The organism is Aquirufa sp. ROCK-SH2 (genome assembly GCF_054558315.1).
In genome coordinates, this window is record NZ_JBPXKB010000001.1 from 270,463 (window position 1) to 295,395 (window position 24,933).

At 32.7% G+C, this 24,933-nt stretch carries 20 protein-coding genes; 7 read left to right on the forward strand and 13 right to left on the reverse strand.

Annotated features, from left to right (window positions below; translation table 11 throughout):
* The first annotated feature begins 19 nt into the window (after positions 1-19).
* The 5 genes from V7S79_RS01175 (at position 20) to V7S79_RS01195 (ending at position 6,554) form a co-directional block, all read left to right on the forward strand.
* Positions 20-850 (forward strand): DivIVA domain-containing protein, encoded by an 831-nt coding sequence (locus tag V7S79_RS01175; RefSeq protein WP_459488656.1) that lies wholly within the window; start codon positions 20-22, stop codon positions 848-850.
* Positions 851-852: 2 nt separating this feature from the next.
* Complete coding sequence (gene folB, locus V7S79_RS01180; protein ID WP_459488658.1) at positions 853-1,212, forward strand: dihydroneopterin aldolase; 360 nt, start codon at positions 853-855, stop codon at positions 1,210-1,212.
* A 46-nt stretch (positions 1,213-1,258) separates the two neighbouring features.
* A complete protein-coding gene (locus V7S79_RS01185) occupies positions 1,259-2,275 on the forward strand; it encodes a LacI family DNA-binding transcriptional regulator (protein ID WP_459488660.1) in 1,017 nt (338 codons plus the stop codon).
* 200 nt (positions 2,276-2,475) lie between these two features.
* On the forward strand, positions 2,476-5,061 hold the full coding sequence (gene gyrA, locus V7S79_RS01190; RefSeq protein WP_459488662.1) for a DNA gyrase subunit A: 2,586 nt from the start codon (positions 2,476-2,478) through the stop codon (positions 5,059-5,061).
* Positions 5,062-5,111: 50 nt separating this feature from the next.
* On the forward strand, positions 5,112-6,554 hold the full coding sequence (locus V7S79_RS01195) for a tetratricopeptide repeat protein (protein ID WP_459488664.1): 1,443 nt from the start codon (positions 5,112-5,114) through the stop codon (positions 6,552-6,554).
* A gap of 239 nt (positions 6,555-6,793) precedes the next feature.
* On the opposite strand, the gene V7S79_RS01200 is transcribed toward V7S79_RS01195, so the two are convergent.
* From V7S79_RS01200 to V7S79_RS01225, 6 genes are all read right to left on the reverse strand, one after another.
* Positions 6,794-8,170 carry a HAMP domain-containing sensor histidine kinase gene (locus tag V7S79_RS01200; protein ID WP_459488666.1) on the reverse strand — a complete coding sequence of 459 codons (1,377 nt, stop codon included), beginning with the start codon at positions 8,168-8,170 and terminating at the stop codon, positions 6,794-6,796.
* A gap of 12 nt (positions 8,171-8,182) precedes the next feature.
* Complete coding sequence (locus tag V7S79_RS01205) at positions 8,183-8,860, reverse strand: response regulator transcription factor (RefSeq protein ID WP_459489262.1); 678 nt, start codon at positions 8,858-8,860, stop codon at positions 8,183-8,185.
* Positions 8,860-9,330, reverse strand: coding sequence for a pyrophosphohydrolase domain-containing protein (locus V7S79_RS01210; protein WP_459488668.1), 471 nt, complete (start codon positions 9,328-9,330; stop codon positions 8,860-8,862). Before V7S79_RS01210 ends, V7S79_RS01205 begins: the two co-directional genes overlap by 1 nt.
* Before the next feature lie 273 nt (positions 9,331-9,603).
* Positions 9,604-10,170: a helix-turn-helix transcriptional regulator gene (locus tag V7S79_RS01215; RefSeq protein WP_459488670.1), complete on the reverse strand. Its 567-nt coding sequence runs from the start codon at positions 10,168-10,170 to the stop codon at positions 9,604-9,606.
* 109 nt (positions 10,171-10,279) lie between these two features.
* Positions 10,280-11,128, reverse strand: a complete 849-nt coding sequence (locus V7S79_RS01220) for a CvfB family protein (protein WP_459488672.1) — start codon at positions 11,126-11,128, stop codon at positions 10,280-10,282.
* A gap of 49 nt (positions 11,129-11,177) precedes the next feature.
* Positions 11,178-11,996: a 2,3,4,5-tetrahydropyridine-2,6-dicarboxylate N-succinyltransferase gene (locus V7S79_RS01225; protein WP_459488674.1), complete on the reverse strand. Its 819-nt coding sequence runs from the start codon at positions 11,994-11,996 to the stop codon at positions 11,178-11,180.
* A gap of 492 nt (positions 11,997-12,488) precedes the next feature.
* Here V7S79_RS01225 and gap point away from each other — a divergent pair, with 492 nt between their 5' ends.
* A complete protein-coding gene (gene gap, locus V7S79_RS01230) occupies positions 12,489-13,481 on the forward strand; it encodes a type I glyceraldehyde-3-phosphate dehydrogenase (RefSeq protein WP_459488676.1) in 993 nt (330 codons plus the stop codon).
* A 32-nt stretch (positions 13,482-13,513) separates the two neighbouring features.
* Here gap and trmB read toward each other — a convergent pair whose 3' ends face one another.
* From trmB to V7S79_RS01260, 6 genes are read right to left on the reverse strand one after another with little or no spacing between them, the layout of a single operon-like run.
* Positions 13,514-14,182 (reverse strand): tRNA (guanosine(46)-N7)-methyltransferase TrmB, encoded by a 669-nt coding sequence (gene trmB, locus V7S79_RS01235; protein WP_459488678.1) that lies wholly within the window; start codon positions 14,180-14,182, stop codon positions 13,514-13,516.
* A 1-nt stretch (position 14,183) separates the two neighbouring features.
* Complete coding sequence (locus tag V7S79_RS01240) at positions 14,184-15,482, reverse strand: bifunctional folylpolyglutamate synthase/dihydrofolate synthase (protein ID WP_459488680.1); 1,299 nt, start codon at positions 15,480-15,482, stop codon at positions 14,184-14,186.
* 23 nt (positions 15,483-15,505) lie between these two features.
* Positions 15,506-16,411 (reverse strand): energy transducer TonB, encoded by a 906-nt coding sequence (locus V7S79_RS01245; RefSeq protein ID WP_459488681.1) that lies wholly within the window; start codon positions 16,409-16,411, stop codon positions 15,506-15,508.
* Positions 16,408-17,439, reverse strand: a complete 1,032-nt coding sequence (locus V7S79_RS01250) for an HU domain-containing protein (RefSeq protein WP_459488683.1) — start codon at positions 17,437-17,439, stop codon at positions 16,408-16,410. Before V7S79_RS01250 ends, V7S79_RS01245 begins: the two co-directional genes overlap by 4 nt.
* A 1-nt stretch (position 17,440) precedes the next feature.
* A complete protein-coding gene (locus V7S79_RS01255; protein WP_459488685.1) occupies positions 17,441-19,141 on the reverse strand; it encodes a hypothetical protein in 1,701 nt (566 codons plus the stop codon).
* A gap of 18 nt (positions 19,142-19,159) precedes the next feature.
* Entirely contained in the window at positions 19,160-22,186 is a 3,027-nt protein-coding gene (locus V7S79_RS01260) for a tetratricopeptide repeat protein (protein ID WP_459488686.1), read from the reverse strand.
* 181 nt (positions 22,187-22,367) lie between these two features.
* Between V7S79_RS01260 and V7S79_RS01265 the strand changes: the two genes are divergently transcribed.
* On the forward strand, positions 22,368-24,170 hold the full coding sequence (locus tag V7S79_RS01265) for a M61 family metallopeptidase (protein ID WP_459488688.1): 1,803 nt from the start codon (positions 22,368-22,370) through the stop codon (positions 24,168-24,170).
* A 236-nt stretch (positions 24,171-24,406) separates the two neighbouring features.
* Here the strand turns inward: V7S79_RS01265 and V7S79_RS01270 are convergent, their stop codons facing one another.
* On the reverse strand, positions 24,407-24,844 hold the full coding sequence (locus tag V7S79_RS01270; RefSeq protein ID WP_459488689.1) for a peptidylprolyl isomerase: 438 nt from the start codon (positions 24,842-24,844) through the stop codon (positions 24,407-24,409).
* Positions 24,845-24,933: the final 89 nt, after the last annotated feature.

Consider the following 24,933-nt stretch of genomic DNA (forward strand, 5'->3'; position numbering starts at 1 on the left):
TTATTTATTTTAGCAGATTATGGAGCATAAAATTCAAATTCCTGAAGCTAATTTCTCGAAATCATTTCGTGGTTATGATGTTTCGGATGTAAATTTCTATCTAGCACAGGTTGAAAATTTTGTCGAGCAAAATAAGCATTTACAAGAAGGTTTAGAGGATAAAATCTCCACCTTAGAGTTGGAAATTGCCCGATTGCGAGAAGTGGAAAATTCTTTGTTTAGAGCCTTGAAAATGGCTGAAGAAGCGCAGCAAAATTGGCTGAATAAAATGGATTCCGAAGTGAATCAATTGATTGACAATGCAAAAGAAAAGGCCAATAAAATCATTGAAGATGCCCAAAAAGAAGCTCAAAAGGTTCAATTATTGGCTGAAAATGAGCGTAAATTGATTTTAGAGGAAGCTAACAAGAAATCCATTGAGACGAATCGTAGTTTAATGGCTTTACAAGCTGCACAAAAAGAGGTTGCTAAACAGTTAATTCAAATTTCTGAATTAACCTTAGAAAAGGTGAAATCTTGGGAGGATTTATCGGTTGAATCCAGCGAGAAAACTAAGCACAATGATTCTATACCTCTTGAAACGCTTAAAAGTCCAGAAAAGAAAAAAGTTGTTTTGGTAAAAAAAGACAGCAAAAATGCTAAAACTCCTGATAAAAAAGAGAAAGTGCTTGTTAAGAATCCCAAAAATGAGTTAAAAACTCCTTCAAAGTCTCCAATAGAACCTAAAAAGAAGTCGATAGTACCGAAACAAGAATTGATGGAAGATGACAGTTTACCGACTTTAAATAAAGTTTTAGAAGCTTATGCGAAGTCTAACGGTCCGAAAGGTAAGATAGGAGAGATCAATTAATTATGGATCTGTATCAAGTTAATTTAGAGAATTTACGTTTATTTGCTTTTCATGGTTTTTTTCCAGAGGAAAGAATTCTGGGAAATTGGTATTTAATTAATCTACGTATAACCTTGCATTCAGACCGAGAAATTAAAGATGTTTTAGGTCAAACCTTAGATTATGGATCACTTTACGCTGTTTGCAAGGAAGTAATGAATGATCCAGTTGATTTATTGGAAACAGTTGTAGAGAGGATTGTTGAACGGATTAAATTTTTATCTGATCAAATCGCAGAAATTAACTTAGAATTATTTAAGGAAAATCCACCTTTAGGGCAAAGTTCTGGAAAATCCAGTATTTCTATCCATTTGAAATTATAGTGTTAATTGGTTAAAATAGTTTATTTTTGAAAACATTTTAATGAATATGCGTCACCAGGTTACTATAAAGGATATTGCAAAACAACTGAATATATCAGTTGCAACTGTCTCAAGGGCCTTAAGAGACTTACCTGATATTCATCCAGATACCAAAAAGGCTGTATTGGATTTAGCTGCCGAATGGGATTATCAACCCAATATATTAGCATCAAGTTTGGTGAAAAGTAAAACCAAGACGTTGGGATTGATTGTCCCTGATTTGGGTTATTATTTTTTCTCAACGGTTGTTAAATCGATTGAAGAAGCTGCCATAAAAGCTGGATATTCCTTGTTGATTACACAAACGCAAGAATCTTATGAGCGTGAATTGACCAATATACAGAATTTGTCTCGATCTCAAGTAGAGGGAATTATCATTTCTCTTTCTCGTGAAACAAGCAATTTTGATCATTTAAAAAGATTACAAAAAAGAGGAATTCCTTTGGTTTTCTTTGATAGAGATTGTGAAGAAATTGCTGCCTCAAAAGTCATGGTTGATAATGAGCAGTCGGCATACGAAGCTGTAAAGCATCTTATTGATAATGGCTGCAAAAGGATTGCTTTCTTGGCAGGTCCTAAAAATGTTTCCGTAAGTAATCAACGTCGATTGGGTTATTTAAGAGCATTAGAGGAAGCAAATATAGCCTTAGATCCTTCATTGATTATTCATTCGGATTATTTTCAAGATACCGCTATCTCTCAAACGCATATTTTGATGAAAGGCCCAAATCCACCCGATGGAATTTTAGTTGTTTCAGATCGCTTGGCAGTGGGAGTGTTGGTGGCATTGAAAGAGTTGAAAATTGAAGTTCCTAAGGATGTGAAAATAGTTAGTTTTAATAATGAACCCATTTGTTCTGTTGTTTCACCTTCCATTTCATCTGTTTCTCAACCTTTGGATGAAATTGGTCGTTTGGTGACAGAATTGTTAATCAAGCAAATTGAAAATAAATCAGAAGAGCAGTTGCCTGAAATTGAGGTACTGAAAACAAAATTGATAGTCAGAGAATCCTCTGTTAAATAGCATTCAGCTTAAATAATAAGCCTTATTTTGGGTGATTTTTTCCTGTAAAAGCAAACTGTTTTAAGGTAAAACGAATAACTGAATTTTTTCTTGGAAAAATAGGCAAAATTTAAGATATTTGTAGCTATTGGAAAACTGTGTAGAAATTAATCAATTCATGATTTTGTCTGGCAGTTTGTTCAAAAAACCAACGTTTATTTATGTCTTTAAATTCCAATATTATCCCAATCAACATCGAAGATGAAATGAAAGGGGCGTACATTGATTATTCAATGTCTGTAATTGTTTCTCGTGCTCTTCCTGATGTACGAGATGGCCTTAAGCCTGTCCACCGTCGTGTATTATTTGGTATGGAGGAATTGGGTGTCAGCTACAATAAATCATATAAAAAGTCTGCTCGTATTGTCGGAGAGGTGCTTGGTAAGTACCATCCACATGGTGATTCATCTGTTTATGATACCATGGTAAGGATGGCACAAGACTGGTCTTTGCGATATCCGCTTGTTGATGGTCAAGGTAACTTCGGTTCGGTAGATGGTGATTCACCAGCTGCGATGCGTTATACTGAAGCTAGATTGAAGCGTTTAGCGGATGAAATGCTTTCTGATTTGAACAAAGAGACGGTTGATTTTCAGCCCAACTTTGATGATTCTTTGGAAGAACCAACGGTTTTACCAGCGAAGGTTCCTAATTTATTATTGAACGGAACTTCAGGTATTGCCGTAGGTATGGCAACCAATATGGCGCCTCATAATTTAACGGAGGTGGTAGATGGAATTCATGCCTATATAGATAATCGTGATATTACCATTCCTGAGTTGATGCAATACATCAAAGCACCAGATTTTCCAACAGGAGGTACTATTTATGGTGTTCAAGGGATTAAAAATGCATTTGAAACCGGTAGAGGTAGAATTGTAGTTCGTGGAAATGCGACATTTGATACTTCAAAAACGGGTAAAGAACAAATTATTGTTTCTGAAATTCCATATATGGTTAATAAGGCTACATTGATCAAACAATGTGCTGATTTAGTTAATGATAAAAAAATTGAAGGTATTTCGGAGATTCGAGATGAGTCGGATCGTCAAGGAATGCGTATTGTATTCGATTTAAAACGTGATGCTGTAGCCAATGTTGTTTTAAATAATTTATACAAGCATACTGCTTTGCAATCATCTTTCAGCGTGAATAACGTTGCATTGGTGAAAGGTCGTCCAATGATGCTGAATTTGAAGGATTTAATCCATCATTTTGTTGAGCATAGAAATGAAATCATTGTTCGTAGAACGAAGTATGATTTAAGAGAAGCAAGAAAGCGTGCACATATTTTAGAAGGTTTTATCATAGCCTTGGATAATTTGGACGCTGTGATCAAATTAATTCGTGAATCGAAAGATCCAGCAACTGCTCAAGCAGGCTTAATGAGTTCATTCAATTTATCAGAGATTCAAGCGAAAGCTATTCTTGAAATGCGTTTACAGCGTTTAACGGGAATGGAGCGTGAGAAAATCATGAACGAATATGCTGAAATCATGAAATTAATTGATGATTTGGAAGACATTTTGGCAAAGCCAGAACGTCAATTGCAAATCATTAAAGATGAATTGGCAGAAATGAAAGCCCGTTATGGTGATGAGAGAAGAACTCAAATCAACATGACTGACGATGAATTCTCTGTAGAAGATATGATTGCAGATGATGAAATGTTAATTACTGTTTCTGCACAAGGTTATATCAAGCGTACACCTATTTCCGAATACCGTTCTCAAACAAGAGGTGGTGTAGGTTCAAGAGCTGTGGCAACCAAAGATGACGATTATACAGAGCATTTATTCTCTGCAACGATGCACAATTGGTTGTTATTCTTCACTGAAAGAGGAAAATGTTTCTGGTTACGTGTATATGCTGTACCTGAGGGTTCAAAAGTGTCTAAAGGTAGACCTATTCAGAATTTGATGAATATTGAAAATGGCGATACAATTCGTGCGGTTATCAATGTGAAATCAATCACTGATCCTGATTACATTGACAATAACTACATTGTTATGTGTACAGAAGATGGAACGATTAAGAAAACGTCGCTTGAAGCTTACTCTAGACCTCGTCAAAATGGTATCATTGCTATTACTATTCGTGAGGGAGATCGATTATTAGATGTTGCCTTAACAAATGGAAATAATCAGATAGTAATTGCTACTAATACAGGTCGTTCTGTTCGTTTTGAGGAAACAAGGGTTCGTCCAATGGGTCGTTCTGCCGCTGGAGTTAAAGGTATTTGGATAGATGAGGAGCAAGCAGATGAAAAAGTAATTGGTATGGTTTGCGTGTCTGATCCTGCCGTTCAACAATTATTGGTTGTTTCTGAAAAAGGATTTGGTAAACGTTCTGAAGTGGAAGATTATCGTTTGACCAATAGGGGAGGAAAAGGAGTTAAGGCGCTGAATATCACTGAAAAAACAGGTGCTTTAGTGGCTATTAAAGAGGTGAATGATAACAATGATTTGATGATTATCACCAAAGCTGGTATCTTAATTCGTACAAGTGTTGCTGAACTTCGAGTTATGGGTAGAAATACACAAGGAGTGAAGTTAATTAGATTGAAGAATGAATCAGATGCGATTTCATCTGTCACCAAGATAGAAAAAGAACCAGAACCGGAAGAGGTAGAAATAGTGAATGAAGAAGGTACTTCTGTAGAAGTAGTACCAACTGATTCTATTGAAACAACAACTGATATGGGAGTAGACGAAAACGAAGCTCCAGAAACACCTATTGAAGAGTAATTTTTTATGGCCTGAGGTAACTCAGGCTTTTTCTTAATTTAAATGTAAACATGAAAAAACTAGTTTTGACCCTATTTACTGTGGCTTTAGCTGCAGGATCGACTTTCGCTCAAGTGGATAAAGCTTTAGTAGAAGCTCAAAAAAAAGCAATTTTAGATGCTGTTAAAAAGTCGGATGAAGAAGCTACAAAAGCTCCTTTGAAAGCAAAAACTTGGTTGTCTAGAGCTCAAGCTTATTTAGATCTAGCATCATTTCCAGATTCAACGCTTGCATTGAAAGATGCTGATGCACCATTCAAAGCAATCGAATTTATCGGTGAAGCTGTTAAATTAGATACAAAAGATGGTAAAAAGGGAAGTACAGCGAAAGAGGCAGAAAAATTATTTGACGACAAGAAAGTATATAGCGCTTTGATGAACCTAGGGGTTATTAAGTACCAAGGTAAAGATTTTGCTAAATCATATCGTTACATGTCTAAAGCTTCTGAAGTTACTCCAAAAGATACTACTGCAGCCATGTACACGGGTGTTGTAGCTCAATTGAGTCAAAAAGATGCTGAAGCAAAAGTAGCTTATGAGCATTATATGGGCATAGGAGGGAAGGACGTTGCGATTATTTACGGATTAGCGCAAATCTATAAAACAGAAAAGCAAGAAGAAAAGGCCTTGGGTTTAATTGATCAAGGAATCAAAATTTATCCAACGAATAAGGATTTAAAGAACGAGAAGTTTAATATGTTAATTGCTTTTAATCGTATTGAGCAAGCCATTGAACAATTAAAGAAAACAATTGAATCGGATCCTAAAGATGCGATGTCATTGGTTAATTTAGGATTGTTATATGAAAATAAAATGTCTGGAATGAAAGATGAAATTTCTAAAATTCAAGACAAATCATTCAAAGTAGAAGATGCTAAAAGAAAAATTGCTACTCAAAAAGATCAGGTAGATGTTTATTTGGACGAAGTAAAACGTACAAAAGCTAAATTGAAAACGGCTCAACCTAAGCAAAAAGGATTATTACAAGGCCAAGTTGCTAAATTAGAAGCAACAGTTGCTGAGCAAAATAAGACTTTAGATGATTTAAAGGCTGAATTAGCTAAGCAAGAAGCTTTGGTAGGGGATGCTGCTCAAAATAAGGCGAAAATTGATGAAATTGGTGCTAAATTGAAAGCTATTCGTGAAGATGTTCCTCAATATTATACTAAAGCATTAGCGATTGATCCAGCTTATTATGATGCATTGTACCAATTAGGGGCATTAAATTATAATGATGCAGCTGAATTTAAAAAGCAAGTAAACGCCATGGATATGGAAACATATAAAAAAGATGGTAAGAATGTGGAAGCTAAAGTTTTAGCAAAATACAATGATGCTTTACCATTTTTCGAAAAAGCGTATAGCATTAAGAAAGATGAAGATTTAAAAGAAATTTTAAAGCAATTATACAAAGAATTGAAGCTTGAAAGTAAATTAGCAGAGATTGAAAAATAGTTGATATTCAAATCTATAAAATTATAAAAAGCCCAGGAATTGATCCTGGGCTTTTTTATTGTGCTTTTATTAATCGCAAAAGAATTTATTAGAGGAGTCAAATAATTGGTTCAATTTGGGTTATTATAAGTTCTATTTAACATAATATAAATTATATAACAAATGAAATTAAGAATTAAAAATGTAGAATTAAGAATGTAGAATCACTTTCATCCATCATACATCTTACATCATACATCTTACATCAATTTAACTATCGGTAAACTAATAACAAACTCTGTCCAATCATTCATATCTGATTGAACTTGAATATTTCCATTGTGTAAGGTAATGATTCTTTCAACCAAAGATAAGCCAATACCATATCCTTTAGAATTGGCAGTATTTTCGCCACGGAAAAACGGCTGGAAAATGTAAGGTAAATCAGATTTAGGAATGCCTTTGCCCAAATTTTTCACATAAATTTTGATGAAGTCTCCTTGTATTTTTAAGCAAACGAAAGATTTTTTCTCAAAACTAAATTTACAGGCATTTTCCATTAAGTTTTTCAGTGCTGTTAATAGCAGCATTTCATCCCCTTTAATTTCAAGTAATTCTTCATTTTCAGGCAAATACTGGGTATCAATACTAACTTTATATTCATTGTGTAATTTCTGCGTTAAACTGCGTGCTTCCCACATAATTTCATCTACACGGATGATATTAAATCCCGCCTGGTAATCTGTAATGCTTATTTTGTTTAATTCTAATAAGGATTCCGTGATAGCCGCAAGATCTTGTGTGTCTTCCAAAACAGATTGAATTGTTTGTTTATAATCTTCAATTTTCCTTTCCTTCAATAAACTAACTTCCAATTGTGAGGAAATCTTCGTCAATGGATTCTTTAATTCATGAGAAACATTGGCAATAAATGTTTTTTGAAACCTAAATGCGTTTTCGATGCGTTCTAAGAGCCTATTTATTGTAAAGACCATCTTCCCTATTTCATCTTCAGAATCAGGCGACTCAAGCCTTTCTTCAAGCCTTTTTGGGGACAATTGATCTACTTGCTGTATCACTTTTGATATCGGATTGACCGCTTGACCAGCAAAAAACCATCCTGATATCACTACAATAAAGATAAAAAACAGAAATAATGCAATTAGAATGTTTTTTAGATCTTTGGCATTCTCGGCTGAATATTGGTCAACTGCACCTGCAAATACCACAATTCTACCTTCTGGAGTGGCAAAAACGGTCCCTAAGACCTCTAAATCATCCTGATGGAATCGTATTTCTTTTTTCAAACGAACTTCTTTCACACGTGCAACATCAATGTGAAAATTGATGGTATCATTGGAACGATAAATGCGCTCATTGCAAGTATCATAAGCCATGATATTCTCTTTGTATAGAATATCTCGATTGGCTCTATCGATAATCCTTAAAAGTTTGGAATCAACCTGATTAACATTGACTAATAATTCAGCGGCGGTATTGGCTTTTTGTCTTAACCGGCTATAAAATTTGTCCTGGTAATTTTGTTGCGAAAATATGTAAATGATTAAGTATGAAACAAATAGAATCGCCGATACTAAATAAGTAAATTGATAAGTTAATCTCGAACGTATCTGCATATTCCTATAATTTTATTCTTTTCTTAGAATATAACCCATTCCAAATTGCGTATGAATCAGTTTACTAGAAAATCCTTTATCAATTTTTTTGCGTAAATAATTCACATAAACTTCGATTAAATTAGCACTATTCTCATCCTCCACTTCCCATATATTTTCTGCAATTTCAGCTTTTGAAATAACTTTTTCTTGGTTGCGTAAGAAATATTCACAGAGTTGAAATTCTTTGGCAGTTAGATTGATTTTTTGGCCAGCCCTTGTGACTATTTTACTTGTCAAATCGAGTTCCAAATCTTGGAATTTTAGCACTTGTGCTTCTAATATTGTTTGATTAGAGCGTTTAATCAGTGCCTTTACTCGTGCTAAAAACTCTTTAAAATCGAAAGGTTTTGGTAAATAATCATCTGCACCAGCTTCAAACCCAATTAATTTATCGTCTGTTGTACTTAATGCAGTAAGCATCAAAATGGGAGTTTGAATGCCTAATTGTCTTAATTGTTTACACAATTCTATTCCATTTATACCAGGAATAATAATATCAGAAACAATCAATTGATACGTATTTCTAGTAGCTAATTGTTTAGCAATTAAGCCATCATAAGCCACTTCTACTTCATAATTATTTTCTTCCAAGCCTTGTTTTAAGGATTGAACGGTTTTGGGTTCATCTTCAATGAGCAGTATTTTGATCATTTCTTAAGGATATCAACTAGGTTAGCTGGCGAGTAATCAATGGATTTTAATACCTTATTATCGCTTTTTCGATAAACTTTCCAAAGCCCATTTTCCTCTACAATTTCTGCTTCTGTACCATCTTTTTGATGATAATGTGCCACTGTTGCTTCTGCCTCTTGCAAGGATTGGCAAGCTTTCGACATATTAGAACGTTGTACTTCATTGAATAGATCAACAAATTTATCCCCTAAACCAAATTCCAATACAGCACCAGAAAGGACATATTGTAAATCACACAATGCATCAGCAATTTCCACAATATCATAGGCTTCAATGGCTTCTTTTAATTCATCTAATTCTTCCGCTAAAAGGCTTACACGCAACTTGCAGCGTTCTTTTGACGGAATGGCAGGATTCTCTATGATGGGAGCACCAAATGTTTGGTGAAATAATGCTACTTGATTTAATGCATCTAATTTTTTCATACAATATTTAATCTAATAAGCTTAAAATTAAGCAATTATTTCCCCTTTTTAAAATCTTAATTCGATTCAATCTTTGTTTAAAATTTTCTCAATATGTTTCCATTTGTACACATATTAACCATTTATCCACATGATTTTGTGGATAAGTTCTACTGAATCCTCGAAAAATAGAGAAAATTTACCAATTGTTAGGCTATTGTGTGGATATGTGAATACAAATGTGCACAAGTGTGGATAACTTGTGGGTAAGTGCCAAGAAATGGATTACAATTATTAATTAGAAGCCTTGCTTTCTGTAAAAGTTCCATCCGAATAAAAAATGATGACTCTTTCGATTTGTTTATTCAAATGTGTTGAAGGATAGGTATTTGTGAATTCGTTCAATTGATTTATCTGAGATGATTTCGCAATAGAATTAACTGGTTTCGAAACATTTTCAGAGGGTGAAGGCTCTTTTTCTTGGCGTTCTTTTGAGCGCCTGAGATTCGGCTGTACCGTATCAGACTCCAGAATTATTTTTTTATTCGATTCTGAAGGCTCTGTTAAATTCTGATCAAAGAGTGTTCCAATCGTCAAATTTTCTTTCAACAAATCTTGCTCTTGGAAATTAGAAGATGTTGAATTTAATATTTTCAAAGTTTGGTCTTCAAACAATAATTCTTCCGCGGATATCTCTGGAAAATTGCTTAAGATTTTTTGAACTACATCTAAGCTAGGTTTATTCCGTCCAGATAATATATGGGAAATACTACTGCGGGGAATACCTAGCTTATCTGCAAATTGAGATGAAGACATTTGTTTCTTCTGAATTAATAATTCGATCTTTCGACTTAAGTTCATATTGAATTTACTTTATTAAACTAGATTGTTTTACAAAGGTAAATTAATAATTATCAAATGCAAATTACAAATGTATTAAATATTGCAAAAGTAAAAAATGAGACAATGTTTACAAAAGTGAAATACAATCGGAGTGCAAACTGATTAATTTACTTTTGTATAAAGCGCCAACTGCTTTTTTAAAGTCCTTTTTCGACATTCCTAATTGTTGATAGATATCTTCTGCAGGACTTTTATCATGTAAATACAATACCCCATTATTGTTTTTCAAAGCTTCCAAAAGAGCATCTCTTTGTTTATCTATACGAACTAAACCGATTTCTTCTGAGCGTAAATCCAACTTACCATCTTCTCTAATGTTATCAATGTAAACATCAATCGGTTGGCCTAATATTACATTTGTAAATACTTTGTTTTTAAACAAGATCCCTATTTTACAATTGTATGCTAAGCATTTGATTCCAAGATTTGTATGTTCATATGGTAAGACAGTTATTTTGTTGCCAATTGTAAACAAGTTTTCATCTAACTCAGATTCATCAATTAAGAATTTTTCTATTTTAGCGGATGCTACGATACGATCCGTTTGGGCATCTATATATACATACACAAGATAAGATCTACCTACCGTCATTTTTTGCCACTGTTGACCAAATGGAACTAATAAATCTTTAGCTAAGCCCCATTCTAGAAAAACACCCAATGGAGTAACCTCTTTCACTTCTAAGTATGCGAATTGGTTGATTGTCGCTTTTGGACGCAAAGTAGTTGCGATGATTCTGTCCTCTGAGTCTCTGTAGATAAATACTTCAATAAAATCATCTATTTGATAATTTTCAGGAACATACTGTAGAGGCAATAGAATTTCATCCTCATAACCATCTAAATACAATCCAAATGGAACTTCTTTGATAATCCGAAGGCTATTGTATTCGCCTAATTTTAATTCATTTTCCATAAAAAAACCCGGTGTTTAAACCGGGTATAAAGTTAATTTTTTGTGGTTATTAAACGACCACATTATTTTCTCTTAAAGCTTGATTCAAAGAAGTTTTTAAATCAGTACTTTCTTTTCTTTTACCTATAATAAGGGCACAAGGCACGCCATAGGTTCCAGCGGCAAATTGTTTTTGAATCGTTCCTGGAATTACTACGGAATTTTCAGGTACAAATCCGATGTACTCTACCGGTTCTGGTCCACTTACATCAATAATTTTTGAACTTCCTGTAATAGTTACTCCTGCTCCTAAAACTGCTTTTTTACCAATATGAGCTCCTTCTACTACAATGCATCTAGAACCAATAAAAGCTCCATCTTCAATAATAACTGGTGCTGCTTGTGGTGGTTCAAGAACTCCTCCAATACCTACACCTCCGCTTAGATGAACATGTTTGCCTATTTGAGCACAACTACCCACTGTAGCCCAAGTATCCACCATTGTTCCTTCATCTACATATGCACCAATATTTACATAAGAAGGCATTAAAATTGTTCCTTTAGCTAAGAATGCACCATAGCGGGCAACTGCAGGTGGAACTACTCTAACACCTTTTTCTTTATAATTTTTCTTAAGTAACATTTTATCATGGTATTCAAAGATACCCATTTCACTCACTTCCATTTGACGAATAGGGAAATACATAACAATTGCCTTCTTTACCCATTCGTTTACCTGCCAACTCCCATCGGGTAGGGGCTGAGCAACTCTAAGCTCTCCTTTGTCTACAAGATCAACAATTGATTCGATTGCCTGTACTGTTTCAGTATTTTGGCGTAGTTCTGGTTTATCCCAAGCCTCTTGGATGATTTTTTCCAATGAATTCATATAATAAGTATGCATTTTTAATAAGTATGCAAATTACAATGAAAATGATTTTAATCCTTGTTAATTCTTTAAAATATCTTGATTTCCACTTTTTAAATAAAGATTTAGAGTGAAAATGAACCCTTAGTTTAACTTCAACTTTAATAAGTTAACTTATTGATTATCAGTTAACTGATAATTTATTCCAAATAAAATTTTGTGAAAAAAGCCAGATAATTTAGCTAAAAAGACAAGTGACATTCTGTCAGAACTACTCCCCTTTTGAATTGCAGTGAAATTCTACATACAAATATGCAAAATATTTTTGAATAAAAAACGTATTCAAGCGAATTTTACATATAATTAGTTGTAAGGCTAATTGTATACCTGCTTGTTTACTTTTGTATATTGCTTGTTTAGGTTCTTTAAATGCACATTTTCGATTCAAATTTTGTTATTCTAATGAAAAATCGGTATTTTTGATTTTTACAGGAAATCAAATTAATTTATTCAATGAAAAAAATTAAAGTTGCTATTAATGGTTTTGGTCGTATTGGTCGACTTACTTTTCGCAGATTGTTAGAGAAGGAGAATGTTGAGATTGTTGCAATTAATGATTTAACAGATAATGCTACTTTAGCTCATTTGTTAAAGTACGATTCAGTTCACGGTCGTTTTAACGGTACTGTTACTTCTGATGCGGATTCAATTACAGTAAATGGTAAATCTATCAAAGCATTAGCTGAGCGTGATCCTAAATTATTACCTTGGGGTGCTTTAGGAATTGATGTAGTTTTAGAATCAACTGGTCGTTTTGTAGATGAGGCTGGTGCTGGACAGCATTTAACTGCTGGTGCTCGTAAAGTAATTATCTCCGCTCCTGCTAAAGGAAATGTTCCAACAGTAGTTTTAGGTGTTAACGAAGATACTTTGACAGACGAAATGACAATCATTTCAAACGCTTCTTGTACAACTAACTGTTTAGCTCCAATGGCTAAAGTTTTAGATGATGCATTTGGTTTAGAGAAAGGATACATGTCAACAATCCACTCATACACTGCAGATCAAAACTTACAAGATGCACCACATGCTGACTTACGTCGTGCACGTGCTGCAGCTTATTCAATTATTCCAACTTCAACAGGTGCTGCTAAAGCTGTAGGTTTAGTTTTACCTCACTTGAAAGGATTATTAGATGGTAGCTCAATGCGTGTTCCTACTCCAGATGGTTCTGTAACTGAATTTACAGCTATTTTGAAGAAAGAAGTTTCTGCAGATGAAATCAATGCTGCGATGAAGAAAGCTTCAGAAGGATCTATGAAAGGTATTTTAGAATTCCAAACAGATGAAATCGTTTCAATTGATATCATTGGAAATTCTCACTCTTGTATTTTCGATTCAAAATTAACTTCAACTATGGGAACTTTGGTGAAAGTAGTTGGTTGGTATGATAATGAATTTGGATATTCATCTCGTGCTGCAGATTTAATTGCACGTGTTGGTTAATTCATCCAAAAGTAATATTTTTAAAAGAGGCCTTATCGGGCCTCTTTTTTGTTAACTGCTCTTAAATATTTAATGGAAAAACCTTTGTTGTAAAATATTTCTTCAAATCGAGTTTTTATACCAAAGTGATCATTGTTCCAAGTCGATTGGTACAAATCTTTTGTTAAAACTAACTTTTCCCATTGGGGTTTTTCTATTGTTTCTATCGAATAATCAAATAACGAATCTGAGTCTGTTTTTAAATGGAGTAATCCTTCTGGCTTTAATATCAAATGATACTTTTCTAAAAAAAATGGATTCGTTAATCGCTTTTTCTCATCTCTATCTTTAGGTCTTGGATCAGGAAAGGTAATCCAAATTTCATCAATTTCATTTTCATTAAAAAAATCAGTAATGAATTGAACATGAATTCTTAAAAAACAAACATTATCTAAGAGCTGTTTTTTAGCATTCAGTCCACCAGATGCCAATCGATCTCCTTTAATATCTACACCTATAAAATTTTTTTCTGGAAATAATTTTCCTAGTCCCAAAGTATACTCTCCTTTTCCACAACCAATTTCTAATACAATGGGATGATCATTTTTGAAAAAATCGCTTTTCCATTTCCCTTTGCATGCAGAATGAAAATCCATGGGACTTTGAATAACATTATCTAATTCTTCTGCTAGGTCGTACTTATGTTGTTTGCTTCTACTCAATTTATAAATTATCTATTTCAGCCACTAAATAGGTGCTGCCTGTTATTAAAATAAAATCATTTTTATCTGCGATCTTCAAAATTTTGGACATTGCCTTATTGACATCGGAGCACACCTCTCCTATTAAATTCGCCTTTTCTGCAAGTTGCTGTAATTCCCCAGCACGTAAGGCTCTTGGATTATTAGCTTCAGAAAAGATGTATTTTGCTGTTTTGGGTAATATTGAAAGCACTTTTTCAATATCTTTATCAGCAACCATTCCCAAAATAATATATAATTGATCAAAATTTTTACTTGAAATTTGATCCATTAATTCGCTCAATCCGCTTAAGTTATGCGCTGTGTCTGCGATCATGCTTGGATTTTCATGTAAGATTTCCCACCTACCTTTCAATTTTGTATTTTCCCGAGCATTTTTAATACCCGATTGTATTTGTTGAATGTTTAGGTTTATTAATTGTTTAGAAATCAATTGTTCGCACCAAGCAAGTATTCCTCTTATATTTTTAATTTGGTATTTTCCAAGATAAGGGCTCTCAATGAAAATCGCTGACCACAAATTTGTTTGGAATTGTAAAATTAATTTTTGTGTTGAATCAACAACTTCTACATCTTTTAATTCGATGCTATCTTCAGCAAATTGGATTTCTGTTTGTACTTTCTGAGATTTTAGTAGAAATATATTTTTGGTTTCTAATTGATTCTCGCTAATTGTGACAGGGGCATTCGATTTGATGATTCCTGCTTTTTCGGCTGCAATTTGTTCTAAAGTATCTCCAAGGACATCTTGATGGTCCCAACTAATATTGGTGATCAAAGACGCAACTGGATTAATTACATTCGTTGAATCTAAGCGTCCTCCTAAACCAGTTTCAATGATGGCCCAATCAATCTTTTGTTCTTTGAAATAACAAAATGCCATGATAACTGTCCATTCAAAAAATGAAGCATGTAAATTTTTAATATGCTCCTGATTTTTGGTTACAAAATTGATAATCCAATTTTCATCGATTTCAACTCCATTGATTTTTATTCTTTCTGTGAAAGATTTTAGATGTGGAGATGTATATAATCCAACTTTATATCCTGCCTCATGCAAAATAGAGGCCATGAAATGTGATGTACTTCCTTTACCATTTGTTCCAGCAATATGTAAGCATTTCAAATCGTTTTGGGGATTTCCAAACAATTCACACAAAGCTTGAATATTGTCTAAACCAGGTTTATAGGCTTTTTTACCTTCTCTGTGGAAAACAGGAAGTTGAGAATATAAAAAAGCGATTACTTCTTTATAATTCATAAATGTTCATTTAAACGGAAATTTTACTTGGAATTAATCTTAAACATAATACTACCCGTGGAAACTTCAGGTCTTTCACCAGATGAGGTAGGCTTGAAGCTTAATTTTTCAATGGCACGTTTATATTTTTGAGCAACCGAAGCAGATAAAGTTGTTTCCACTATTTTTAAAGAAATAATGGATCCATTTTCATCAATTTTAATTGAAAATCGAATGATTCCTGTTTCGTCAGAATCGTCATTTACTTGAGGTCTTGAGGCTAAGGCCCAACCAGTTAAATTAACAGAAAGTCCATTTCCTCCACCAATTCCATTATTAGAACCTCCGTTGCTTCCTTTTTGACCTTTATAGATCGCAGAATTATTGATGTCTCCATTTAATTGGCCCTTATCTCCTAATTTTCCTACGTCTGTACCATTAGAATTTCCACCTGGATTAGGATTGGTTCCTTTTGTTCCATTACTTGTGGACTTCTTTTTGAATAAAGCATTGTCATCAATTTTAGGGGCTACTTCTACGGGAACGACTTCTTTTTTAACAACTTTAGCCGTTTCAACTTTCTTTTCGATTGGTTTAGCTTCAATTTTAACAGGACTTTTTACTTTTGAAGTTAATAAGGTTGCTTCATCTACTTTCGGTTTTACAATCTCTTTTTCCGCTGCTTTTATTTCTTCAGAAGGTTTAGATTCTTCTTCATTTAACAAATCATTTACTTGATTTTTGGTTTGTATATCTCCACCTCCTATATCTGAATTACCATAATTCACTTCAAAACCACCTGCTGGTAATTCCATTTTAATTTCTTCACTTGTCCAAATATTAACCGTGATGAAAATAAAAAATAATGCAGCATTGATGATGATCGTATAAATTAAAGCCTTTATTCGATTTCTTTTTTCCTCTTCTTGTTGTGAAAGGATTTGATTCATAATAATGATGGTTTATGTACCCAAATATCTATTTTCTTTTCTTTTTTTAATTTTGCAGCATCTTTATATGCTTCTTCAAATGATTCTTTAATACCAATACTAACTCGGTAAAATTTCTCATTTTCTTTTTTTGACAATATTTCAGTTTCGGAAAACCCCTCTTCTTTTAATTGATTCATTGCTATTTCGGCTTTAGCTTTGGTCAAGAAACTAGCCGCAATTAGGTAAATCTTATCACTTGAATTTGCAGTTTCATTGGTAATCGTTGAATCTATGGGATTATCAGGAACTTTGGATTGTTTTGGAATAGCTGAATTTTTTATTGCTACTTTTTGCGAAGGAATATCTTTTTTTGTTTTAGCAATTTTAATTGTAAAAGGACTAAATGAGCTATTTACATAACGTGAATTTGGCTCTGTCAAATAATATGCACTAAATCCTGCAAAAATAAATGCCAAAATGGTATATATATAATGTTTAGGCAAAATAACTCTTTGGCGATTAGTATCATTTTCAATTTCTTCCAAACTTATTTCTTCTCGGATTTCAGCTTCATGAATCGGCTCTACTAATACAGGTTTAGTCTTTTCTTTTAAAGTACTTACATCAGAAAGGTTAACCTCCGTTAAACCAAAAATAGATAAGTCGTAATTATATACAGAATTTGGATTAAAAATAATGTTGGATTCTGAATTTAAATGAAAAGCACCAATGTTACCTAATTGAAGGGTTTGATTTTTTACTAATTCAGATTTAATGAATTTGCTAAAATGATTAATCTCATTGAATGCCTCTTTGTTACTTATTTTTTGTAAATCAGCCCATTGAGTACTTAATAAGCCATCGTCAGATTTTAGTCTTTCATTGAAAGCAATCCATTTTTTTCTTGGGTAAATTTTCTGTTGATCCTTACTTAATTTAAAATCCTCAATATTTACAACGAATCCTCCAAAATTTGGTATAATGATACAATTATGATCATTTATCAAATTTTCAATAAGCGTTAAAATGGATTGATAATTTTTCATTTTAGAAAGAGTAAGCTAATCCTACAGTATAATTAAGTCCTAAAGATTGATAATTTAAATAGCGTTGGTAATTTTTACCTAATAGGTTATTCGTACTAACAAAAGCATTGAATTTTTTAGTAATTAAATAATTCACTTTCAAATTCAAGTCCAAAATATCTTCAAGTTTAACAGATTTGTTTTCTTTAGGATTCCAACCATATAATCCGTTCATATAATATATATCCGGTGAAATTATTATTTTATCCTTGAAGGTAATTGAATTTGTATACGAAATACTCAAAAGAGGTCTTCCATAAGCTTTTTCTAATTCACCTAAATTAGAATAATTATTGTAATCAAATTTTAAAACTGACAATAATCGTTCGTTGTGTTGAAAATTAAATTGTCCTGAAAAATTTAATACTTGCACCTTCTTTTGTCCTCCAGCATAGGCTAATTCAAATTTTGATGAATCTGCTGATGAGTTGACAAAGAAGTTTAAATTACTAAATTCAGAATAATCAACCTTTAATTCGAAATCGATATTTCTTTCATTACTACCTTTTAAACCTCCAAATATATTAGCTGTCTGTTGGGTATTCTTTAATTGAATGTTTCTTGCTAACCAAGGATTTTGTCTAACCGTCGCATTAAAGGTATTGAAATAAGTATCTCCTCCTAAACCTGCAAAAACATGTAAAAAATCTGTTGGTTTAAAATCTACTTTTACTACTGGAAATAAACTTGTTTGATTTTCACCTTCTATCCTATCTTTCTCATTCACAACATTAATTCCGGCATGCACTGAAACACGATTGTTTTTAAATAAAAAACTAGGTTTTACTCGGTATAATTGTCTTCTATTATTTCCTATACTAGTATATTCAGAAAGTAACATGTCTCCATTGAAATATGCGAACAATTTTTCATTCAATTTCATTACTCCTTGAATTTTACTATCCCAAACCCATTCTTTATCAAGTTTATTACTGGTGATAAATGTTAAACCAGAAGTAGCTATATAATCTACTTTAGCATCTTTTTTAGCATTACTAATACTTCCAATGTAATTGAATCTGTCGTAATTGATGTTTAAATATTCATCATAGGGAATATTAACAAAATCCTTTCTACCATAAAAATTAGCACTAGTTCTTTTATAATCGATTGATCCATTTAACAAATAGTTATTGGTGAAAGTTTTACTGTAAACCTTAATTTCATTGTCATTTCTTGCAGAATTGGTAGATAAATTGGGTCCTTTGCGGTTTGCATCATGACTGATATAAATACCTCTAAACTGATTCTCTGATGGAGTTATTCCAAAATGTGCATTTAATAAGGTATGGCCATAATTACCAACACCAGCTTTAATCACATTTTTAAATTTAGAACCATAGGCAGAAGTTAATTCATCTCCATCTCTTGGTCCTAAAATATTATTAGTCAAAGTTGGTAAGTTTAACCCTTCCCATCTTCTTTCTAAAAAGTCATATTTCATTTTTCTACCCTTCTTTTGATTTTCAATTTCATTCAAAGGATCAAAACTACGGTTGACCTGTGGTTGTAATTCGATTTTACGTTCTTTATCAATAATAATATCTTCATTTTGAATAGAACCTTCTTTCTTAGTTTGCTGAGCATTAGCAACAAATGACAGTAAGCATAAACTAATGCCCGAAAGAATATATATTTTTTTGGCTAAATCGCTGAATCTCATTTTTTCTTAATTAAGCTGTTATTTAATTGGCAATGCATTTAACTTGGTTTTAGCTAATTCTATCACGTCTTTGTCGCTAGAATTATCTACAATAGATTTCAATGTAGCTCTTGCTTGTGGTACATTCTTAAGTTCAACAAAATCATCAGCTAACAATATGTAAGCTTTTCCTAAAATTGAATCAGAAGCCTCTGAGAACTGATTTCTAAATTTGTCAAGAATCATTTCGCTTGATTCCTTGAATTTACCTTCCTTAAATAAAAGTGTAGCTAAACGCAATTGGCAATTCGCACCTAAATCGTTTTTATCAAATGAAATGGCTTTATTCAACCATTCTCTTTCTTTTTCGACATTTGCTTTTGATGAATAAACATCTGCAATTTTAAGAGCAATACCTGCTTTCTCTAATTCTGAATTACCTTCAGTAGTAATGATTTCATCAACAACAATCGATGCTGAGTCTACATTATCACTTTCTAAATAAGCAGTAATTAAGCCATTATTAGCAATTTGCAAATCCTTTTTCTCTAAATTTTTAGTCTTAAACTTTTTGAACAATTCGATCGAAGCATTGTAATTCTTGTTGCTTAATTCAATTTCTGCAGATCGTTGAATGGCTCTATTTACTTGTGGATGTGCATTTTGCTCAATCATTTTTTTATAAGCAGCTAATGCTTCTTCTTTGTTATTGATTCTGTACGCCGCATCTGCTAATAAATATGTAGCTTCTACTAAATTATCATTACTAGGATACTTTTCAATGAAAGATTTTAATGGCGCAATCGCTTTGTCATATTTTTCACCTAAATAAATTCCCTTTGCTGCTCTATATTCCAATTCGATATTTTCGGCTTCATTAGGACTATTCTTTTGGAATGTGGTTAATAATTGACCAAATTCTTCTGGTCTACCTACTTCATTCAATTCCTCTTGTAATCCAATCAGTGCATCTTTAGCTGTTTTGTCCGTAGGAAATTCATTAATGATTTTTTTGTAATCAGTAATTGATAATTCATGCTGACTGGTATTAGCATAGGCTTGTGCTCTTTTCAATAATGCCTGAGTAAAGTATGGGCTCGTTGATTTATTATCAATTAAATCTGTAAATCCAGCAATGGCATCTTTGTACTTATTATTATCGAATGAGATGACATTTTCTTGATATACTGCGTCATCTACATATTTAGAATTAGGGAAGTCTAAACGAACTTGTTTGAAAGTCTGTTTTGCCTCTGTTTCTTTATTTAAATAAGTAAGTGTCACCCCTTTTTGATACAAAGCATAATCTCTTTCTGTTTTTAATTGATCATATGCCTTTGTGTAATAAGTTAAGGCTTCTTCATAATTTTTTGATACCAAATAAGTATCTGCCAAACGTAATAATACATTTGAATTGCTCTTACCACTTGGAGAGGCTAATTCTTTGTCAACATAGGTTTTAAATAATGTATTTGCCTTATTGAACTCTTTTGTGTTAAAATAAGCGTAAGCTAATCCAATTCGTACTTTTTGTAAAAATTCAGCCGCTTTTGCAACAGGTGGGTTACTAATTAACAATGGATTATAAACTTGAATCGCTTCTTGGTATTTTTTTAATTGCGATAATGCTTCCGCTTTTCCAAAATTTGATTGGAATTTAATTTCTTCTACTTCTGAATTACTGATCGATGTGTTGAAAAATTCAATAGCTTCTGCAAATTTATTTGCGTTGTAGGCTTTAACAGCCAAATTGAAGCTTAAAGTTTGATAAGCTCCATTTAATTTACTAGAACGATTTGGAATGGATTTTAAATATTCTATAGCTGCATTCAAATTGTTAGAACTTATGAATGCATCAGCAACCAATTCATTGGCTTCCTCATTAAATTTACTTGTAGGATAATTTTTATTGAATTCTTGAATTTCGTAAATCGTTTCACTCGCTTTACCTAAATCCAACAATACTTTTGCATGATTAAAAAAGGCCTCTTCTTGGATATCTTTATTGAAATTTAAGGCTTTGGCTTTTTCGAATGCCAATAATGTCGCCTCTAAATTTCCTGCTTTTAATTGAGCTAGTCCCAAAGTAAATGCTGCATATTGACTTAATGAATCTTTGCTATCAACCACAAATTTTAATTCATCTGCCGCTTCATTGAATTTATTGATTTTATACAAAGAAAATCCATATCGATAGTGAACTTGATTATTCACAGATTGTGGATTTAAATTACTATTAATTTGATAGCTAGAAGCTGCTTTCTCATAATAACCTAATTTAAATTGTACCTCGGCAACTAACAGAGAAAGTTCATCTAATTTATATTGAGAATTTTTTTGTTTCAACAAAGGTTCAGCATAACTCAATAATTCATTGAATCGACCCTGGTGATAAAAACACATGGCAATCCAATTCGGAATATCACTTCTGTATTTGCTACTTCCCTCCGCTTTATTGAAATCTTTTACAGCATCTGCATATCTTTTTTCTTTAAAATTTAAGATACCCGCATAATATGAAGCTGCAAATGCATATTCTTCCTCTGTTTCAACCTTAATTTCATTGAAATAACGTAGTGCGTTTTTGAAATTTTTCATTTCATAATATGAAACGGCTAATTTGTATTTCGCTTCTAGATTTGTCTCAGAAGATTTACTTAAATATTTAATGGCTTTTAAATAGTCGCCATTGTCATAAAAAAACGTACCAATGCCTCTTAACAATTTGACTGCTTGAGGATGTTCTGGATTATCTGCTATAAATCTTTCCGCCAAAATTTCAGATTCGGGCTGACTCATGTACAAAGCACACATGGTAATGTAGTATTCTGCCAAAACTTTTTGACCCGCTTGTTCATTGATTTGAAGCGGTTCTAAACTCGACAAATAGCCAGAAAATTCTTCTTTGGCAGCCACATAGTTTTTAGAATCAAAGTATTCTTTTGCCTGTCTAAAGTGCAAAGTATGATCTTTAAAACTTAAGGTTTGTTGACCAGAAACAGAAAAATTAATTAATAATACAATCAGGGCTAAAACAAAGCCTGACACAGAAGTATGTTTTCTCATTATTTAATGATTACAGCATTCACAATTACTACAATAATACGATTTTTTTTGCGAATAATTGTATCAATGAATGAATTAAATTCTTCAATAGAGCTCTTTAAAGGGCTAAAATTGGTTTTAAAGTTTCTAAACCTTTATATTTGTTTTTTTTACCTATTCATACACAATACACTGACAATCAATGAACATTCAACATTTTCGATTGAAATCCTTTCTTTTGATTTCGATTCTATTTTTATCCATTTCATCATTAACCTTTGGTGGAATATCCCATCAGGTAGCGATGCCTGAACCTCACACTCATTATTTTGAAGTTACTACTCGAGTAGATTTAAAAAGTGAGGTTTACAAAAAATCGTATTTAGATCTTAAAATGGCAGCTTGGACCCCTGGCTCCTATTTAATTCGAGAGTTTGCGAGAAATGTTGAATCATTGTCAGCTTCATCAAACGGCAAATCGTTAGCATTTCAAAAAATCAATAAAAATACTTGGAGAATTCAATTGAATAAAGATCAATTAAATGGCATCATTGACGTAAAATACAAAGTCTATGCGTTTGAATTATCCGTTAGAACGTCATTTTTAGATGATACACATGGTTATATCAATCCAGCAAGTGTTTTATTATATATGAATGATTTCAAAAATAAGGCGCAAGAGATCGAAATTATTCCTTTTAAGAATTTCAAAAAGGTTTCTACAGCATTGAAAGAGATTGGCCAATTTAAATATCAAGCTAAAAATTTAGATGAATTAATCGATTCTCCGATTGAAATTGGGAATCATAAAATTTTCGAATTTAACGTTGGAAACATACCTCACCAAATTGCATTTTATGGACCAGCGAAAGTTGATTCAGTTAAGTTTCTAAAGGATGTAAAAAAAATGTGTGAAACGGCACAAAATGTTGTTGGAGAGCATCCTTGTGATCACTATTTGTTTATCATTCATAATTTATATCGCGGTGGCGGCGGTTTGGAACATTTAAATTCGACTACTTGCCAAGTGAGTAGAGGAAATTATGAAACCGACAAAGGGTATAAAGGCATCTTAAATTTGTTAGCTCATGAGTATTTTCATTTATGGAATGTGAAAAGAATTCGCCCAATCGCTTTAGGGCCATTCGATTATGAAAATGAGAACTACACCCACAATTTGTGGTTTTCGGAAGGGATTACAAGTTATTATGCTGATTTAATCAGTCAACGCTCTGGATTAATTTCTAATAGCGAATATCTCACTGCTTTGTCAGAGGAAATATCTGCAGTTGAAAATCAGCCCGGAAATAAAGTTGAATCAGCAGCGGAATCTAGTTGGGATGCATGGATTAAGTATTATCGTCCAAATGAAAATTCTAAAAATTCTAGTATTTCTTACTATGATAAAGGTTCTGTTTTAGGAGGGATTTTGAATCTTTGGATCATCCAGCAAACGAATGGTAAGAAAAGATTAGATGACGTATTTTCATTTTTATATTCGAATTATTTCAAGAAACTTCAACGTGGATTTACGGATGCCGAATTGGAGGATGCTTTTTCTAAGGTGGCGGGCAATTCTGCAAAAAACATTTTTGTAGAAAATATATATGGTATAAAAACTCCTAATTACAAGGAATTATTTGCTTCCGTGGGTTATCAATGGACTAATTCCAATGAAGGAAAACAAATTTCCTTTTTGGGCTTAACTGTGACAAGCAATAAGATTACTCAATTGTATAAAGGTGGACCTGCATATCAGTTTGGCTTAAATGTTGGCGATGAGATCTTAAAAGTGAATAACCTTGATTTTGAAGGCGTTGAGAAATTATTGGTAAATAAAAAACCGAATGAAACGATATTATTTACCATTAAAAGAGATGGTATAGAAAGAAATATCATGGTAACGATTGCTCAAAGCCCGATTCAAAGCTTTGTATTGACTTCTTTTGGAAATTTAACGGAAAGTCAATCTAACCTCAGAAAAGCTTGGTTAGGAAGTTTGTAATTATTCGATTGATTTTGCCATTTCAGCATACATATTCTGAAATGTTTGTATAACAAAACCATTGAAAGAGGAGCTTATTGCAAGCTCCTCTATTTCTTTTTGATTCGCAAAGTCCAAAACAGAAAATTTATAACTCTGTTCTAAATGAGGCGTTTCAAATTTCAAGATATACTTTGAATTCCATTCAAATAGTGAAATTCTGAGATTATCATGAGGGATTTCTTTGATAAAGTGCATTATTCGTGAACGATTGTAACACTTTGAATCACATCACCTTCTCTGATTGCGTCAATCACATCTAAACCTTCAACCACTTTGCCAAAACAAGTATGTTTACGATCCAAATGAGAAGTATTTGCTCTAGAATGACAAATAAAGAACTGAGAGCCACCTGTATTAGGTCCTCTGTGCGCCATTGATAAAACACCACGGTCGTGGTATTGATTATTTCCTGTTAATTCACATGGAATAGTATAACCTGGTCCACCTGCACCTGTTCCTGTAGGATCACCACCTTGAACAACGAAATTAGGAATTACTCGATGAAAAGTTACTCCATCATAAAATCCTTTTTCTGATAAATCGATGAAGTTTTTAACATGAATGGGTGCGTCTTCGGTATAAAATTCAATTTTCATCAAACCTTTATCCGTTAACATTTCTGCGTATGCCATATTTATATTTTAAATTTGTTTACAAAGATGCGAATGAAAATTCAAATTATTCTAATTCACTTCGCTCCTTTTCGAAATAATTGCCTTAA